The sequence below is a fragment of the Rugosimonospora acidiphila genome (assembly GCF_039543385.1).
Lineage (GTDB): Bacteria > Actinomycetota > Actinomycetes > Mycobacteriales > Micromonosporaceae > Rugosimonospora > Rugosimonospora acidiphila.
Genome location: NZ_BAABJQ010000001.1, coordinates 41,625 through 58,572, shown reverse-complemented (window position 1 = coordinate 58,572; position 16,948 = coordinate 41,625). Strand labels below are relative to the sequence as shown.

Sequence of the window (16,948 nt, the reverse complement as noted above, 5' to 3'; positions counted from 1 at the left end):
ATTCAAACAGCAGAAGCGTTACAGCGGCCGGCACCGCGCCGGGGGAATGTTGCGCCTACTACCGACCCGTCGCACCGCCTGACCTGCGGCAACGCCGCGACTACGCCTCGGCGCCCAGCTCCCAGCTGGGTACGGCGACATTGGCGGTGGCCGGACGCGCACCCGCGTACTCCATCAGCACCAGCGCGATGTCGTCGTCGAGGCGGCCGTCGACCCATTCGGTCAAGGCGCTCTCCAGCGAGGCCAGGCCGTCGCCGACCGTACCGTGACCCAACAGCCGCCAGGCCCGCGCCGCGGTGGGGAAGAACTCCCCGTCCCGGCGCGCCTCGGCCAATCCATCGGTGTAGAGCAGGAGCCGGTCGCCGGGTTCGAGGCGCTCCACCCGGGGCCGCACCACCGGCGTGAAGCCCAGGGGCGGCGCGCTGGCCGGCGGCTCCAGCGGAATCACCTCGCCGCGGCGCAACAGCAGCGGTGCGGGGTGTCCGCAGTTGACGATCGTCAACGTACCGCCCCGCTCCTCGACCAGCGCGGCGGTGACGAAGTCCTCGTCGCCCACCGAGCGCGCCACGGCACGGTCCAGGTCGGCGACGATCGCGCGCAGGTCGGCCCGCTCGTAGGCGACGTGCCGGTACGAGCCGAGCACGATGCTGGCCAGCCGCACCGCGTCAAGGCCCTTGCCCCGGACGTCGCCGATGAGCATGCGGACGCCGTACGGCGTGTCGACCGCCTCGTACAGGTCGCCGCCGATGTCCGCCGCCGCGGTCGCGGAGATGTAGCGGCCGGCCACCGCCAGCTGTCCGATCTCGGGCCCCAACGGGCGCAGGACCGCCGTCTGCGCGACGCTGGCCAGCTTGGCCAGCTCGGCCAGGCGCTCCGCCTGCCGGGCGCGCACCGTCCCGGCGACCGCCGCGACACCGGTGGCCACCATGATCCCGCAGACGTTGATCGCGCTCCACATGTTCATGCCATGCGGGAATGAGCCGAACGCGATGGCGATGGCGGCGGCCGCGGCGCCGACGATCAGCACCTCGCGCCACGGGACGAACAGCGCGGTAAGGAACGGCACCGCGGCGAGCAGCCCGATGTAGTGCGGCTGCGGCCCGTCGGCCAGCTCGACCGCGCTGATGACCGCGAGCAGCACGACGGCCGCGCCGAGACCGACGCGGACTTCACGGCTCATCCTGAGTTTCATGGGTACGCCGACAGCATGACGGATTTCGCGCCGTTACCAAACCGTCTACGCGCATCTCCACGCGAACGGCGAGCGACCCTGACCACGAGTCTGATACCCACTCGCCGGCGACCCGATCCGCGCCTTGCCGTGCGCGCACGCGCGGCGACCGGCGGTGGTTCTTCTGCGGGTGGCACCGGCGCCGCCCGACCGTCAGCGTGGGTCACGTCACGTCACGTCACGTCACGTCACGTCACGTCACGCGGTCGGCTCGCAGCCGCCGGAGCGGTTAGCTCAGCACCTCCCACTTGGCGGCGGGCAGGACGCCCGTACCCAGGCTGGCGATCGCGGCGAACGCCGCGGTGGTGAGGTCCAGGCAGCGACCGGACACGTAGGGCCCACGGTCGTTGATGCGCACGACCACGGACTTTCCGTTCGCCGGGTTGGTCACCCGAACCTTGGTGTTGAACGCCAGCGTCTTGCTCGCCGCGGTCAACCCGTTCGGGTCGAAGGCCTCACCGTTGGCGGTGCGGCTGCCGTCGCCGTAATACGAGACACCGCACGTACCCGAGCTGGCCACCGTGCCGCCGCCGGACGTCTGGGTCGGGGTCGGCTTCTTCGTGCTCGGCTTGGGGCTCGGGTGCGTCGGGCTCGGCGACGGCGACCGAGACGGGGAGGGGGACGGGGCCACGGACGTCGCGGACGGGCTCGGCAGCGCCCGCAGGCCGCTGCGCGACGCGCGGTCGTCGGTGCTGCGCGTGGGAATCGGGGTAATGCGCACCTCGGCGGCGCCCACCGCGGCACCGGCGGCGTCATCGGACAGGGTGGTGTGACTGTCGGACGCCGGCCCCAGATCCATGGCGGCGGCCGCGGCGCCGATCAGCACTCCGGCCAGGGCGACGGCCGACAGCAACGGCACGAATTTGCGGAACGGCGTCGAGCGGCGCGCGCTGGCGGCGTGTCTGCCGGGCAAAATCAGCACCCTTCATCGACAATATGTACCGTCGGGAACGGTATCGAGCCGACACCGGGGCTCGTCAAGCTTTCCCGAAAATGTGTCTGAATTCTGGCGCTATGTTTAGGCCGTTCAGCTCCGGGCGTACCGAAATCCGTGGCGAATCGTTTACCGTCCGTCTATAGGCACACAAGCATGAACCATTACGCTCGGCAATTCATTACACGCGGTCAGTAACATCAATTCTTATCGACGATCGTCGTTGTCCAAATTGCGCACCCGCGTCCACGACACCCCGCGCGGAATTCGATCGCACGAGGTCGACCGGTTCCGTCATGATCACATCGTGGTCATTCCCGCTCACCAGATACGCGCCTCCTACACCGCCGAAACGATCACGGTGTACCAGGCGTACCCGCCGGAGATCACGCGACCGGCGCTGGCGGCGGGGCGCTTCGTGCCGCCGTTCAAGCGCGAACGGATGACCTGGGTCAAGCCGTCGTTCCTGTGGATGATGTACCGCTGCGGCTGGGCGTCCAAGCCCGGCCAGGAGGTCGTACTCGCCGTCGAGCTGCTGCGCACCGGGTTCGAGTGGGCGCTGGCCAACGCGTGCCTGAGCCACTTCGACCGGAGCCTGTATCCCGACCGTGACGCCTGGACGCGACGGCTGGCCGTCAGCCGGGTGCGGGTGCAGTGGGATCCCGAACGATCGCTGCGCCTGGAGCCGTTGCCGTACCGGTCACTGCAGCTCGGGCTGTCTGGTGAGGCCGTCGACCGGTACGTCGACGAGTGGACGGTCGGGCTCACCGACGTGACCGGAACCGCCCGGACGATCGCGGACCGCGTGCGTCGCGGCGCCGACGACGAGGCGACCGCGCTGCTCCCGGCGCTCCGCCCGTACCCGCTGCCGCCGGAGATCGGCGCGGCCATCGGCGCCAGTCCACAATCGGAAACGACCTCGTAAATGCCCTCAGTCGGGCGCGCGGCGAAATCCCGCGTCGGCGCACGCGCCCTCCAGTAGGTCCAGTCCGAAGGCCTCGACCGGGCCGAGAGCCCCCGCGGACCGCACGCCCCGCGTGGCAGCCTCGCAGGCCGCCCAGGCGAGGATCCGTCCGGTGAACGAGTAGGGATCCGCCCCGCTCAGGCGCACCGTGGCCAGTGGCCCGCCGCTCGCGTCGCTGGCCACGGCTACCACATCCGACCGGATCCTCGCCGCCGTACTTGGCTCGCCCCTGCCCCGCTGCAGCCGGCGGACCTGTGAGTTCAGGGCCTGGCGCAGCCCCGGAACGCGCTCCACCGACCCGGCGAGCGCGAAACCGTACTGCACGAGCCTGGTGGCGCGGCCGAACCAGCCGAGATAGACGCCCACGTCGGTGAGCGGCTCGGGCATGCCGTCGCGCTCGCGGCCGGACGCCGGAGTGGCGACCAGGCCAGCCCCCGGAGCGGCGACCCAGCCGGACCCCGATGTCGCCGGCCGCAGCCGCGGAAGCGCGAAATGCTCCGAGGAGCCGATCGAGAAGCCCTGCCTCGTATCGCCGTCCACCTCGAACGACGTCACGTGCGCCGCGGTCCGCTCTGTCACGACGCGCCCGCCGCGCAACGCGTACCCGGGCTCCAGCAGCAGGCCGACCACCGACGCGCGGGTCCCCGCGCTGCTGGCACCCCGGATGTTCCTGCTGATGAAGTAGCCGACCCGAACCGCGGTCGCGGCGGGCCCGGCGGCCCGCAGCGCGAGAGCCCCGGCAAGGTTGCCCGGCACGTAGTCGTAGCCGAAGGCGGTCAGCAGCGCCGCTCCGGTCCCCTCCGCGCGCGGCCCGAACTCCTCGAACACCTGACGGATGAACGGTGGTTCGCCGGTGGAGTCCAGGTACACCGCGCCGACGTCCGCCGCCGCCCGCACAACGGCCCGGCCCACGCTCACGAACGGCCCGGCGGTCGATACCAGCACGTCACCCGGCCCGACCAGGTCGCGCAGTGGCCCTGGTTCCGCGTCCGCGACGGCCGTCTCCAGCGCCGTCCCGTCGCCCGGCAGCGAGAGCTGAGCGGCCAGTGCGGCCAGCCGGTTCCGGTCACGGCCGGCAAGGATCGGGCGCACCCCGCTCGCCACCATCGACCGCGCGACAAGCCCTCCGGTGTAGCCCGTCGCCCCGTACAACACGATCCGGCCCGGCATGCCCTGAGCCTACGTCCGCGCGGAACCTCGAACGTCCGCATCGGCCTGATCACCGACACCGACGACACATCGGCGGTCAACGATCAGCTCGGCGCCCGGTAACCACCCGGATTCGCGGCCGGATCTGCCGCGACGAGCGACGATCATGGACTCTATGGTTGGCCGGTGTCGAACCACGACTTCGTGATGGCCTACACCCAGGACTACGCCGAATGGTTGGACGAACGGGGTTATCCGCGCCCGGCCGTCAACGAGGGCAACCGGCTGCCCACGCCCGCCGAGGTCCTCGCGGTGCTCCGCGCGGTCCCGGACAGCGAGGTCGAGGTCAGCGACCCGTACGCGTTCCTGTGTCCCCCGGGCAGTGGCGCCAGCGGCGGCTACTGGCTCAGGCTGGAGGCGCCTGCCGAATCCTCGTTGACGGACGAGAGCTGGGACGAGCCCGGGTACTTCCTCATCAAGGCCGACTACGACAAGGAGTTGACTGTCGTGATCGCCCTGGCCGCCGGCTGCGGGCAGTTGTTGATCTATCCGGACACCGGCGCGGTACCGGTGATCGTGAACGGCTCCGATGACCCCGCGGCGGTCGCTGAGCTGTTGGCTCAGGCGGACGACGAACCAGACGAATGGCAGGCATTCCACCAACTCCGGTACGGCTGACACCACCCGACCACCGCTGCCCGCGTTCCGGCAGCTCATAGTCCACCCGTGGCGAGATCGAGGCGGTGATGGCGCGCTGTCCGCCCGAGCGCGTGAGGCGACCGAACTCCTGGAGATGGGGGCGTCGGCGGGCGCGTCATCCTGACGCCCCGACCGTCGGCGTCAGCCCGTGGGCGTGCCGATCTGGTCGCGTTCCAGAACGGAACGCAGCTCCGAGAGGAGCTGCGCGGTGCCCGTTATCGGGTGCGCCTTGAGCACCTCCGCGATCAGCTCGGTCAACCGCTCGGTGAAGGTCCCATCTGCCGCGTTGACCAATCGCAGGCCGTCGTCGGTCAGGGTGAGCAGCGATGAGCGGCGATCCAACGGATTCGGCTGGCGGACAACCAATCCCTGCCTCTCCAGGCGATCGGCGCCCTTGCTGATGGCCCCGATGCCGGCGGCGAACTCCGCGGCCAGGTCTGCCACCCGGGCCCCGGGGTGGTCCCGGAGGTAGCGCAGGAACTCGAACTGCGACGTGACGATCCCGTGCCGCTCACGAAGACGGTCGTTGAGGGCGTTGTACAGACGCGTCTCACACCGAACGAGGTCACTGAAAAAGCCCGGGAGGTCGACCCTCTCACCGCTCGCTTTAGATGCCACGGCATATAGTGTACGCTACATTCCACGGCATATAATTCCCTGGAAGATAGTTGCGAGCAGGAGCAGGCGATGAGCAAGGAACAGCGAGCCCGGATCGACGCGATGCTGCGGCAGCCCCGGCCCGAGAGCCCTCAGTCGGTCGAGGCGATCCGAGCCGGATTCAAGGCGATGATGGCCCAGATGATCGTGCCAAGCGGCATCCGTACCACGGAAACGACGCTCGGCGATCGACTCGCACTGCGCGTCGATCCGGACAACGGCCCACGCGCAGGGACCATCCTGTACTTCCACGGTGGCAGCTTCGTGTTCGGCTCACCCGAGACCGCACTGTCGCTGACGGCGAACCTCGTGGCCAAGACCGGATTCAAGGCGTTCTCGGTGGACTACCGACTCGCCCCCGAGCACCCATTCCCCGCCGCGATCGAAGACGCCCTGAGCGCCTACCGCGCCCTCATCGAGGGCGGCGAGGATCCCTCGGCCATCGCGTTGGCCGGGGACTCAGCCGGCGGCGGCCTCACCGTCACCACCTGCCTCGCCGCCCGCGACGCCGGCCTCCCGATGCCCGCCGCGATCGTGGCGTTCTCCCCAGGGTTCGACGCCACCCGGACGGGCGCGAGCATGGACACCAAGGCAGGCATCGACCCGTTCTTCACCCGCGAGGGCCTGGGACATACCGGAGCCATGTACCTCGCCGGAGCGGACCCGCACCAGCCGATGCTCAGCCCTGCCATCCTGGCCGACCTGACCGGCCTCCCGCCGATGCTTCTCCAGGCAGGCACGAACGAAATACTTCTGGACGACTCCACCCGGATGGCCGCCCGCGCCCGCGCAGTTGGAGTGGACGTGATCCTCGACATCACCGCCGACGTACCCCACGTGTTCCAGGCCTTCGCCGGCGTTCTCGAAGAAGCCGACGAGGCCCTGGACCGCGCAGCCTTCTTCCTCACACAGCACGTTCGAGTTCCCGACATGGCGGCGGGATCGAACCACGTGTCGGACACTGTGGACGGAGTTCCCTCGGTATAGCCAGCCCTACCCCGGATTGGCCGTCGCGGACGCTCGGCCACGGGCTCGTCGTACGCTTCGCCCAGGGGCTGCTCCTGATCGCGGCCGCAGGGTACGTCCTGCCGGGTCGCTTCCCCGCCGACGTCAACGAGAACCTCCACTCCCTCGGCGCTCTTCTGATCATGGTGATGGGTAACCTGGGGCCGCCACTGGCAGGGTTGGCCCCACGCGCCACAATCCTCGGTCGGCTGCGCGTGGCGTCGACATCGTCCTTCTCGTCAAGGCCACCCGCCCACCAATGGCGAGCGGCGCGTCTGGCGCCGGCATCGAGGTCAGGGCACCTGGCGAGGCGACCAGCTAGCGCAGGCAGCGCAACGTGCCGAACCCGCCGTCGGCGCATCCGCCGGGAGCCCAGGGCGACATGCTCCGCGCTGTCGCTCGACCCCGGGTCGAACACCGAAAGCGCTGGTCCGAACCGTGGGTCTGGCCCCACCCACCCGTACGGCCAGACCCATACTGCGACGACCCGGCCCTCCCTAGCGTGAATACCACAACGACACGGAGGTAGAACACCATGACGAACACCACGACCGCGACGGCGCACCTGACCGACTCCCGCAACCAGGATGCCTTCAACACAATGAAGAAATGCGTGACGCTCTTCGGCGTCGTCAGCGCCATCGTCCTCGCAACAGTGACCGCGATGGCGTTCACGGGCCACGAAACAACCTCGTTCATGTGGATCCGGGGCGCCATCCTGCTCGCGGTCGCCCCAGTGATCCATCGGATGGCCGTCCACGCCTCGCGAGGGTCGATTCGGGCCTTCGATCGCGTGCGCACCCTGTCCACCATCACGCCGATCGCGATCATCGGCGTCGACCTGATCCCCGGCCTCTGCCCGGCCTGGTACGCCGTGATGCAGGGCCTGTCCGCCCTCGCCCTAATCGGCGTCGCCTTCATCACCCGCAGCGCCGCACTGAGCGCCGCTTTCGCCGAGAAGACCAGCTGACATTGCCCAAAGCAAAGGAAGCCTGGCCAGTGCAACCGCTCTGACCAGGCTCTCCTTGTGGCACGGATGAGGGAAATCGAACCCTCACGGTCAGCCCTCCGTAAGCCCGAGAATCGCCGTCGCTCCTGCCTGGTCGCCGTGGTCGACCGGGGCCGGCACGATCTGGCGATGCCCCTCGGTCGCCACCCCTGGCCCGGCGAAGGCCAAGGACAAGCTGACCGGCCAGCGCGTCTGGCAGGTCCGGGTCGTGGACCTGAACCCCGAGTTGGGTACGCGAACCGCAAGCAGCCAACCGTCCAACTCATCGTCGTCCGCGTCGCACTGGACGCCGCTGCGCCTGCGCCGTCATCCCGAGATGTTCTCGGCTCCAGGCAGATCGATGTCCTCGGCTCCAGGCGGCTTCGGTACGTCCCGCCACGCGGCCGCGGCTTTCCGGTCCATCGCGGTCAGGCGTTCGGCGAGTTCGGGGGTGATCGTGGACGCGTCGTCCGGCATCCTTTCCAGCCAGCCGGACGCCACCCAGCTGCGGATCAGCTCGTAGGCGCGTTCCTCGGTGATCTCGGTGAACTCGTAGTCCGAGCCCAGGTACTTCGCGCGCCACATCCGGTCGTCGGATTGCCACCCGCCCCGAATCAGCGCCTCGGCCAGGGCCACCGGCGCGCCTTCCGGCAGCCGGGTCAACCCGGCCTTGCCTTCGTCAGCCAGCTCGGGTTTGTCACTATTGATGAAGTACCGCCACCTGATCAATCGAACCACCTCGTACGTCAGCCTCGGCGAGTCGCCCGCGGCACTGATCTCTAGCAGTTTCAGGCACGGGCCGGACATTGGCTGATGTCGAGCTACTCAGCGGAGTCGTACCGTGCCCGAGCGCCGTGGACGGCCTCGATGTGGCTCTCCGCCCAGGTCTTGATGGCCTGCTGAAGCGGAAGCAACCCGTGACCAAGGCGCGTGAGCTCATAGTCCACCCGTGGCGGGACCGCGGCGGTGACGCTGCGCTCGACCAGGCCATCACGTTCCAACTTGCGAAGCGTCTGGGTGAGCATCTTCTGGCTCGCGCCGGCGACGATGCGCGCGACCTCGCTGTGTCGCAGCGGCCCATCGGCCAGGGCACTGATGACAAGCGTGACCCATTTATCGCTCAGTGTCGCGAGCACCTCGTGACCGGGGCATTCAGCTAGGTTGGCGTTGTATTCGCGCCTGCTGATCTCCCGCTTCTCCGCAGCGCTGATGGTTGCCATGGCGGTTCCTCCGGGTGCCCTGGGCACTTCTGAGTGCCGTCTTCTCCGTCCAGCGATCGCTACCTAGCGTTGATCCTATGAAGTCGATCATCGTCCGCGAACCTGGCGATCCGAACGTACTCGAAATCGCGGACCTGCCGCTCCCCGAACCCGGCCCCCACCAGGTACGGATCAAGGTCGCGGCCTCCGCGCTCAACCCCATCGACCTGTCCGCCAGAGCCGGTCGCCTCACCGCCGCCGGTCTCATGCCACCGATGCCGCAGTACGGACTTGGCTGGGACGTTGCCGGGCACGTCGACGCCATCGGATCGGGCACCGTTCGCTTCCAGCCCGGCGACGCGGTGATCGGGTTGCGCGACCTGCTGTTCGCTGGTGGCGCGCAAGCGGAATACGTGGTGCTGGACGAATCCGCCGTTGCCCCCGCCCCCACATCGGTACCGCTCACCGCCGCGGCCACGCTGCCATTGAACGGATTAACGGCGGATCGCGCCCTCGACCTTGCTGGGCTGGCACCGGGGCAGACGCTTCTGGTCACCGGCGCCTCCGGCGGCGTCGGCGGATTCGCTGTCCAACTCGCGGCGACCCGGGGACTGCGTACGCTCGCGCTAGCCCGCCCACACGACGCCAACCGCGTACGCGCCCTGGGCGCGGAGGTCGTCACCTCGTCCGACGAACTCGGTGCCGCCGTACGCCGGATCGTTCCCGGCGGCGTGGACGCCGTGATCGACGCCGCGATCCTCGGCATCACCGCCCATCAGGCCCTTCGCGGTGCCGGCACCTTCGTCGCGCTCGTCGCCCCCTTCGCCCCGCCACCCATCCGTGGCACCCGCGTCGTGGTACAGGAAGTCTTCGCCGACGGGAACCGGCTCGCCGAGCTATCGAAGCTCGTCGACGATGGTGCGCTCACCCTCCGCGTCGCGAGGGCTTTCCCTCTCGACCAGGCCCGCGAGGCGCACGAACTCCTGGAAGCGGGGGGCGTCGGCGGGCGCATCATCCTGACGCCCTGACGTACCGATTCGCGCATCCAGTCAGGACAAAGAGGCAACGCGGAGAGCTGTCGAGTACCTGCGTGCGGAGGTTAATGGCACGGCACCAGCGATATCGAGTCAGCAAGCACGACGGAAGCCTGGCTGCGGCATCTGCCGTGACCAGGCGTTCCGTGGTGGAGTGGGTGAGGGGAATCGAACCCTCACTGTCGGCTTGGGAACTCGCGTCGGTGGCCGTCTCGATCAAGGCCACGACACTCCGGTCCTGGTCGGGGTGGTCCCGGCTTCCCGCCGTTCCCCGTGGTTCCCCGCGGCTACGGGCACGTAGGGGGCACGCGGAAAGGTGGCAGGCCCGGCCTCCGGCGGGCTGCTCCGGGCGAGGCGAGGTGAGATGATAGGAGCGAACGTGACGGAGGAGGTGGGAGCAATGACGACCAGCAATCGGGAACCGATGCCAGAACTACCCAACGCTGAGCATGTACCGGCTGAGGAATTGGTACGCCGGCAGGGCGCCCAACCGATCGACTCCGTGGCGGCCATGGCTCGGCCGGACCTGTTTGAGACCGACGAGGAACTGGACGAGTTCCTCGCCGAGATCTACGCGGCCCGCCGAGCGGACGTGTAGTGAGCCTCATCGTCCTGGACACGGACGTCGCCTCCACTATCCTGCGGGACGCCAGTCCGACCGCCTTCAGGCCAAACTCGCCGGGCATCACTGGTTGATCTCGTTCGTCACCCTCGGCGAGCTGACACACTGGACCATCGCCCGCAGTTGGGGGCCACGGAAGCTCGCTGACCTTCAGCGATGGCGGCGAGACGTGGTGGTAATGCCAGCCGATGAGGCGGTAGCGCAGACGTGGGGAGCGTTGAGGGCACGAGCCGCTTCCCGAGGGCGGCACCGTCCGGCCAACGACACATGGATCGCGGCCTGCTGCCTGGTCAACCGGCTTCCGCTGGCAACGTTCAACACCAAAGACTTCGTCGACTTCGCCCAATACGAGGGCCTGGTCCTGCTCGACCTGGCGTAATCCGGCGCGGATCGCGGCCGTCATCTGGCTTACCGCCTCATCTACCCGACCTGCTTGCTCACCTCGGTGACCTCGGCCTTATCGCGATCGTGAAGGTCGACGGCGAGCGTGAGCACCTGCCATGGACAGTCGTGATCAGCGGTCGGGCGCTCGGTGAGGGCGCCATTCGCTTCGACGGCCCGAGCCTTGACTACTGCGTGGCTCACTCCTTGGCCGAGTTGCGGCGAAGGATGCCGGCGGTCGACCTGTTGTCCTGACTCGGATCGGGCGCGGATTGAGGCCGTCGCGTGGCTTACCGCCCCGGCGCCGTCAGCGCCGGGGCAGCTTGCCATCGCGGACGCGCCCGCGTAGCGGCGCACTTGATTGGCTGATAGGCCAAGGCTCGGTCGACAACTTCGGCAGCTGTCAGCTGTGGGTCAATCGTGAAGATCAGTTCAGAGACCCCGGGGTAGACGAGGTCGCGTTCCAGCTGGTCCAGCCAGCTGTTCAATTCAACGTCGTCCGCGTAGTCGAGACTTATGATCCGCCCCACGAGGACAACCGCCTCATCTCGCGTCAGCTCCACCATCAGGTCGCTCACCTCCGACTGGCGCTAATGGCACGCGGCGTGATCAGAGGATCAATAATATCGAAGGCCCCGGCTGGGAATCGCGTCCTGGCCAGGGCCTTCGACTTGGAGCGGGTGAAGGGAATCGAACCCTCACTGTCAGCTTGGGAATTGCACAAGTGGGCCCGGTCGTGGGCCTGAGTACCTGGTCAGAGTCGGCTCGGGCGGCCGGGAGTGGCCTGGGCTGTCCTCGGTTAATGGCACGCTAATGGCACGGCGGGACCTGGTCCTGGTCGTCGCGCTCGCCAGCGCGCACCGCCCCTGCCTGACCGTTCCGTCTGCCGTCGACCCGCCCCTTGGGGAGCGGGCCGGCGCCGGGGCCGCCACGACGCGCGGACCGCGACCGTACCGACCAACGCTGGCGGCCCCGGCGACGGTCTGCTCGGCTTGCCCGGGTCGATGGCGGGCGGGGCGGTCAGGCTCCCTACCCGGACCCCGACGGCGGGCGGGCTGACAACGGCCCCCAACTGTTCCGGAGCCCGAGCCCCCCGCCGGAGGCAAGGTTTAGACCGGAAGCTCCTGCTCGCATTCGCCGCGACACACAGAATGCCGGAGGGCTACCGTGCGGATCGTGGCTCACCCTGAGGATTCGGCGGACCGGCGTTTCGCAGAGCTGCGACGGCTAGGCGATCGTGAGCGCAACTTGGCGAAGGACCTGGCGGAGACGCGGGATGCGATCGCGCGGCTGGTCACTCAGCTCCTGCCCGCGCACGCTCTAGCTGGCCGGATTGAGCCGGTCGCGGCGCGAGTGGGTGTTCGCGGTGGATGGGTCGAGCAGCCGCGCCGGGGCAAGTTATGGCTCCGGTAGTCAGTACGCTCCCAGCGCGGGGTGCGGCCGGCCGCGGCGTACCGCCCCGCCGCCGAAGGCGAGCGGGGCGGCTTACAGCTGCGGCCGTGTGCCGCGCTCGCGCCGCGGAGCGGCGCGCTTGATCCTAAAGAGAACGAATCGGCAGTGCAGGCAATAGGATCGTCGGGGCTGACGGCCGAAAGGGCGACATGAGAGTGAGCCGAGACGAGCCGGGCACGCTGGTTAGGGCTTGGCTTTTTGCGCGTAGAGCCTGTGCACGATGGGCATCGCACCCGCCAGCCCGGAACTCAGGACCCTGAAGCGATACGTCTAGGCCGGCCGTGCTGCGTCATGAAACAGACCTTCGTCCCCCTTGCGTCCTGATCCGGTGGCGGCGGCTGATCAACTAGCCGACCAGAGATCATGTGGAGCAGTTAGAGCATGGTGAATCCGGAATCGTGACGATGGGCCTCGATTGCCCGAATACGTGATCCACATTGACACCGTAGCGTTCGCGCACAATGATGGCGCGATGGGCGAAGTGTTCATGGAATGCACTCCTGTCGCCGACGGTGCATCGATTCGCCAAGGCGACATATTCATATTCCGCGACAGCCCGACCGGCGACGATATATGGAAGAAAGCGGGAGTTATTGTCACCGCGGACTGTGATATCGCCAATGACAAACATGCAGGCATCCTGTCGTACGTGCCGATTTTTCCACTACGGGACTATCTCGCATGGCGGGTCATGCCTAAAATCGCCGACGACCGCAGGAAACGAAACCTCCGTCAGATATCAGAGTTGATCGGCCGGCTCGAACGGGATCTGGACATCAGGCCGGGCCTTTCCGGGGCCGCCATCGAAGTGCTCGCCACCGTGGCCGGCGGCCTGAAGGACCTTCAAAGTCATTTGGGGAGCGTCACGCAGAAAGACTCGGACGCTCTGGCCGCAATGATTGAGGAGGTTTCCGTCTGTGACCGCGTGCGTACGTCCTCAGCATATGCGGAACAGTTCGCGATGCTGGCAACTATCTACACATCCGCAAAGAAGAAATCGGCAGGGGAAGTACTATTGAGCGAAATCCGCGCTCGTTTGAAAAATCTACCTGGTGACGTCTTTTTCATCAGTGCACTAAGTCAGGAACACACCGGAGGATACATCGCGTATCTCCGGCTGATCCGCGAAACGCACCTGCACCAAATCTCAACCTCGTACTACTACAAGGATGGGCGCAGCGTTGTCGCCAATCGCGCCTCCCGATTGCGCGCACCGTACGTCTACCGTTTGACGCAGCAGATGGCAGACGTCTTCACGTCGATCGGGCTCCCGGAAGAGTACGAAGCGGCACGAGACTGCATCTTTGACTCTCGTCTCGCGCCCGAGCCGGCATTGGAGACAACTTGACGACCGATTACGTCTTCAGCATCGCGTCCCTGCAAGCCTGCCTAGTGGCGGCCGAGGCATCCTGGTTCGCCGGCATGCCCGGCGACCAATGCTCACAGTGGCAGGTGGAGCGCATCGAGTTCGGCGACACCGTCTACTTCATCCACGAGTCAGACGAGCGGGCCACTCGGCGCATCGTGATCCTGGATCAGGAACCGTTCGGCATCGCCAATAGCCGCTGGCTGAAGAAGTCGGTTCTCGAGCGGGTCCACCGCTCCGCGATCGTCGCCGCCGCCCCCCCGGTGTCACTTCCCCGCGACTGGCACGCCTTCCATCACAAGAATCTGTTCTCATTTTTCGGCAGCCGCCGCACCAAGACGGACCGGATGAGTCGGTGGACGGCCGAAAACAGACCGAATGGCTCGGCGGACGTGCTGTTCTGGCAATTCTCCCCACCGAATCACATCGTCGCGCTGCAGGACTACCAACCCGACTATTCTCGATACGACGAAGCGGTCCTCTTCTGGGATGAGGCTCTGCACGAGGCCCGCACGAGATTCACCGGGGCGCCTCGCGTCACCGGCCTGGTGCCGCCGATGGTTGCGCTCAGTGCCACGTTCGACGCCACGTCCCGCGGCCGCACATACACGGAATGGCTGCCGTACCTGAGCGACGACCAACGACGTTTTCTCGAGCGCACGCCGCCGGTTAAGCTGCGCGGTCCTGCCGGGACGGGAAAGACGCTCTGCCTTCTCCTTAAGGCTATCCGTGAGGTCACTAACGCACGCGCCCAAGGAAAGGCTCTCCGGGTCTTGTTCCTGACACACAGTTGGGCGATGGAAACCCAAATCGACCAGCTCCTGCGCACCATGGACGAGCGCAACGCGGTCCGCGACATTGATGTATTCCCCTTGTTCAGCGCCGGAAGTATGTTATTCAACAGCACGCTGCCGGCGGGGCTCGAGCCGCTCGGCGAGGACAGCCATGAGGGCAAGCGAGAGCAGTTGGTTCGCGTCACGCAACTGCTGAGCCAGTCGATCCTGACGGACTGGCCAGCCTATCGCAGCCGGGTGCGGCCGGAGTTCGCAGACACCGTCGAGAGCGACCCGAGCGGCGGCGACTTCCGGCTGTTCGCGTGGGAGGTGCTTAACGAGTTCGCCTGCGTTCTCGGCCCGGAGGGCATCGTGCCCGGCGCGAGCGACGCGATCCAGGAATATCGAGATCTCGAGCGCGCATCCTGGATGATGTCACTGGAGACGGACGCCGAGAAAGATTTCATCCTCGCGGTTTATGGCTACTATGTTGACAGCCTGCGCGCCGACAACCTGATCAGCTCAGACCAAATCATCAACGACTTCGTTAAAGATCTGGAGAAGAGCAGCTGGCAGTACCAGCGACTGGCCGAAGGATACGATCTTATCTTCGTCGACGAGCTGCATCTGTTCAACGAGCAGGAACGGCGGGCGCTCCACCATCTGACGAAGGACTCCAAAACCTATCCGAAAATGTTCATGGCGCTCGACCCCCGTCAGTCGGCAGAGGTCGTCTACGCCGGCGTCGCCGGCCGTTCCATCACCCGCGACGACTCTGGGCGCGTCGGCACGGTCATGGGGGAGGTCGAGCAGCACTCCCTGACGCGCGTGCACCGATTCGGCCATCAGGTTCTAGCCCTGTTGCGGCACATCAACAAGAGCTGGCCGCAGCTCGATCTCGGCGACGACTGGGAACTCGACCTGGAGCAGGTGCACGCCGACGCCCCGTCGTCGGAGACACCGACGGTGTATCGGCATGCCGACGCGCACGAGGAGGCGCGGAACGCGCTTCGTGCGGCCCGCGCGTGGACCAACAGGCCCGATGGAGGCCGGGTGGCCGTCGTTCTCGTTGACAAGGACGCCCTCGAACTTTATGAGGAGATGGCGCTCGACTCGGAAATGGGACGGGTGAACGTGCTGGGGAGCCGAGACGATCTCGCCAGCCTGCAGTATGAAAAGCGCACGATCGTTCTCGCCCCGGCCGAGTACGTAGCGGGGCTGCAGTTCGACACCGTGATCGTCACTGGTCTACCGCGCATGCGGCGCTATGCAAAGTGGCCTCAGACAAGGCATCTGCTGTCTCAGCTCTACCTGGCGATCTCGCGGGCCAGCAACCACGTCGAGATCCATGTCAACCAGGCTAACGGGTCACTGCCCGACGTGTTACAGACTGCCATCCGAACCGGAGCACTGCGGGAGAAGGAGTAACCCCTTCTATCGGCAGGCCCCGAAGAGACCGCCGCTCATCGGTGCCCCGAGCACGACGGTTCGCGCCGTTTAAGCGGCAAGTCTTGATCTCCTACAGAATTTTTCCATGAGCGCGCCTCGACACGAAAAACGACTTCGGCAAACGCCGAGGGTATGACCTAAGGTGCTTGTCATGGCTGGGCGCACTTACGGCGAGATCCCGGGATACCCGGTTGGGTCGGCCTTCGTCAACAGAACAGAACTGGCAATGTCCAAAGTGCACCGTTCGAACCAGGGAGGCATTTGTGGTGGCCAGGACGGAACTGAATCGATCGTAGTCTCAGGCGGGTACGTCGACGACGAGGACTACGGCACCGAGATCGTCTACACGGGACAGGGCGGCAACGATCCGGCGACCAGACGCCAGATCGCCGATCAGGTTCTCACCTTAGGGAACGCCGGCCTCGCCCGTAGCCAGTTGGAGGGCTATCCGGTGCGGGTAGTCCGCGGCTCAGGCGGAGATCCGACTTGGTCGCCCGTGGCTGGGTTCCGCTACGACGGTCTCTTTCACGTCGTTGATCATTGGCACGAAATCGGCAAAGACAAGTTCCGAATCTGGCGATTCCGACTCGCGGCGCTGGAACGCGTCGACGCATTACCCGCATACCTATCTCTGGCCGGCCCAGCCACTCGCATACCGTCACTCGTTCAGCGAATTGTCCGCAGCACCGCGGTCGCCCTCGGAGTCAAGCAACTACACGACTACTGCTGTCAGGTCTGCGACATTCGGCTCACGACCGATGCCGGCCCATACGTCGAGGCCGCACACATCCGGCCCCTTGGCCGACCACATGACGGACCGGACGTCGCCACCAATCTTCTCGCTCTCTGCCCGAATCATCATGTACTCTTCGACGCCGGCGCGTTCTACATAGCTGATGATTACACCATCTACGCAACGGCAACGGGTGAAATCCTCGGACGGCTCCGAATCGCTCGTCAACATCTTATTGGCCGAGAGTATCTGGCCTACCACCGAGAAACGCACGGGACGTAGGTGCCGCTACCGCCGTTGGTGCCCTGCGAT

General features: G+C 66.8%; 18 protein-coding genes. 11 read left to right on the top strand and 7 right to left on the bottom strand.

Annotated features, from left to right (window positions below):
- Nucleotides 1-100 precede the first annotated feature (100 nt).
- Both ABEA87_RS00320 and ABEA87_RS00315 read right to left on the bottom strand, forming a co-directional pair.
- Nucleotides 101-1,180 (bottom strand): PP2C family protein-serine/threonine phosphatase, encoded by a 1,080-nt coding sequence (locus tag ABEA87_RS00320; RefSeq protein ID WP_345625002.1) that lies wholly within the window; start codon nt 1,178-1,180, stop codon nt 101-103.
- Between the two features lie 280 nt (nt 1,181-1,460).
- Nucleotides 1,461-2,144 (bottom strand): septal ring lytic transglycosylase RlpA family protein, encoded by a 684-nt coding sequence (locus ABEA87_RS00315; RefSeq protein WP_345625001.1) that lies wholly within the window; start codon nt 2,142-2,144, stop codon nt 1,461-1,463.
- 328 nt (nt 2,145-2,472) lie between these two features.
- Here ABEA87_RS00315 and ABEA87_RS00310 point away from each other — a divergent pair, with 328 nt between their 5' ends.
- Nucleotides 2,473-3,090, top strand: coding sequence for a DUF4291 domain-containing protein (locus ABEA87_RS00310; RefSeq protein ID WP_345625000.1), 618 nt, complete (start codon nt 2,473-2,475; stop codon nt 3,088-3,090).
- Between the two features lie 6 nt (nt 3,091-3,096).
- On the opposite strand, the gene ABEA87_RS00305 is transcribed toward ABEA87_RS00310, so the two are convergent.
- Nucleotides 3,097-4,299: a saccharopine dehydrogenase NADP-binding domain-containing protein gene (locus ABEA87_RS00305; RefSeq protein ID WP_345624999.1), complete on the bottom strand. Its 1,203-nt coding sequence runs from the start codon at nt 4,297-4,299 to the stop codon at nt 3,097-3,099.
- Nucleotides 4,300-4,464: 165 nt separating this feature from the next.
- Between ABEA87_RS00305 and ABEA87_RS00300 the strand changes: the two genes are divergently transcribed.
- Complete coding sequence (locus tag ABEA87_RS00300) at nt 4,465-4,956, top strand: hypothetical protein (protein WP_345624998.1); 492 nt, start codon at nt 4,465-4,467, stop codon at nt 4,954-4,956.
- Nucleotides 4,957-5,118: 162 nt separating this feature from the next.
- Here the strand turns inward: ABEA87_RS00300 and ABEA87_RS42485 are convergent, their stop codons facing one another.
- Nucleotides 5,119-5,421, bottom strand: coding sequence for a MarR family winged helix-turn-helix transcriptional regulator (locus ABEA87_RS42485; protein WP_425570669.1), 303 nt, complete (start codon nt 5,419-5,421; stop codon nt 5,119-5,121).
- A 243-nt stretch (nt 5,422-5,664) separates the two neighbouring features.
- Here ABEA87_RS42485 and ABEA87_RS00290 point away from each other — a divergent pair, with 243 nt between their 5' ends.
- Both ABEA87_RS00290 and ABEA87_RS00285 read left to right on the top strand, forming a co-directional pair.
- Nucleotides 5,665-6,621: an alpha/beta hydrolase gene (locus ABEA87_RS00290; RefSeq protein WP_345624996.1), complete on the top strand. Its 957-nt coding sequence runs from the start codon at nt 5,665-5,667 to the stop codon at nt 6,619-6,621.
- A 553-nt stretch (nt 6,622-7,174) separates the two neighbouring features.
- A complete protein-coding gene (locus ABEA87_RS00285) occupies nt 7,175-7,609 on the top strand; it encodes a hypothetical protein (RefSeq protein ID WP_345624995.1) in 435 nt (144 codons plus the stop codon).
- Nucleotides 7,610-7,954: 345 nt separating this feature from the next.
- Here the strand turns inward: ABEA87_RS00285 and ABEA87_RS00280 are convergent, their stop codons facing one another.
- Together ABEA87_RS00280 and ABEA87_RS00275 are read right to left on the bottom strand one after the other, a co-directional pair.
- Nucleotides 7,955-8,356, bottom strand: coding sequence for a hypothetical protein (locus ABEA87_RS00280; protein WP_345624994.1), 402 nt, complete (start codon nt 8,354-8,356; stop codon nt 7,955-7,957).
- A 92-nt stretch (nt 8,357-8,448) separates the two neighbouring features.
- Nucleotides 8,449-8,847: a winged helix-turn-helix transcriptional regulator gene (locus ABEA87_RS00275; RefSeq protein ID WP_345624993.1), complete on the bottom strand. Its 399-nt coding sequence runs from the start codon at nt 8,845-8,847 to the stop codon at nt 8,449-8,451.
- Here ABEA87_RS00275 and ABEA87_RS00270 point away from each other — a divergent pair.
- The 4 genes from ABEA87_RS00270 to ABEA87_RS00255 all read left to right on the top strand — a co-directional run bounded on the left by ABEA87_RS00270 (nt 8,841) and on the right by ABEA87_RS00255 (nt 11,118).
- Nucleotides 8,841-9,854: an NADP-dependent oxidoreductase gene (locus ABEA87_RS00270; RefSeq protein ID WP_345624992.1), complete on the top strand. Its 1,014-nt coding sequence runs from the start codon at nt 8,841-8,843 to the stop codon at nt 9,852-9,854. The two genes, ABEA87_RS00275 and ABEA87_RS00270, sit on opposite strands and share 7 nt — an antisense overlap.
- A 406-nt stretch (nt 9,855-10,260) precedes the next feature.
- Nucleotides 10,261-10,458, top strand: a complete 198-nt coding sequence (locus tag ABEA87_RS00265; RefSeq protein WP_345624991.1) for a hypothetical protein — start codon at nt 10,261-10,263, stop codon at nt 10,456-10,458.
- Entirely contained in the window at nt 10,391-10,861 is a 471-nt protein-coding gene (locus ABEA87_RS00260) for a PIN domain-containing protein (protein WP_345624990.1), read from the top strand. The genes ABEA87_RS00265 and ABEA87_RS00260 overlap by 68 nt, the downstream gene beginning before the upstream one ends.
- Before the next feature lie 89 nt (nt 10,862-10,950).
- Entirely contained in the window at nt 10,951-11,118 is a 168-nt protein-coding gene (locus tag ABEA87_RS00255) for a hypothetical protein (protein ID WP_345624989.1), read from the top strand.
- A gap of 35 nt (nt 11,119-11,153) precedes the next feature.
- Here ABEA87_RS00255 and ABEA87_RS00250 read toward each other — a convergent pair whose 3' ends face one another.
- Nucleotides 11,154-11,429, bottom strand: a complete 276-nt coding sequence (locus ABEA87_RS00250; protein ID WP_345624988.1) for an e9imm peptide — start codon at nt 11,427-11,429, stop codon at nt 11,154-11,156.
- A gap of 1,358 nt (nt 11,430-12,787) precedes the next feature.
- Between ABEA87_RS00250 and ABEA87_RS00245 the strand changes: the two genes are divergently transcribed.
- From ABEA87_RS00245 to ABEA87_RS00235, 3 genes are all read left to right on the top strand, one after another.
- Nucleotides 12,788-13,663: a hypothetical protein gene (locus tag ABEA87_RS00245; RefSeq protein ID WP_345624987.1), complete on the top strand. Its 876-nt coding sequence runs from the start codon at nt 12,788-12,790 to the stop codon at nt 13,661-13,663.
- Nucleotides 13,660-15,882: a UvrD-helicase domain-containing protein gene (locus ABEA87_RS00240; RefSeq protein WP_345624986.1), complete on the top strand. Its 2,223-nt coding sequence runs from the start codon at nt 13,660-13,662 to the stop codon at nt 15,880-15,882. Before ABEA87_RS00245 ends, ABEA87_RS00240 begins: the two co-directional genes overlap by 4 nt.
- A 172-nt stretch (nt 15,883-16,054) precedes the next feature.
- Nucleotides 16,055-16,918: a YDG/SRA domain-containing protein gene (locus ABEA87_RS00235; protein ID WP_345624985.1), complete on the top strand. Its 864-nt coding sequence runs from the start codon at nt 16,055-16,057 to the stop codon at nt 16,916-16,918.
- Nucleotides 16,919-16,948 lie beyond the last annotated feature (30 nt).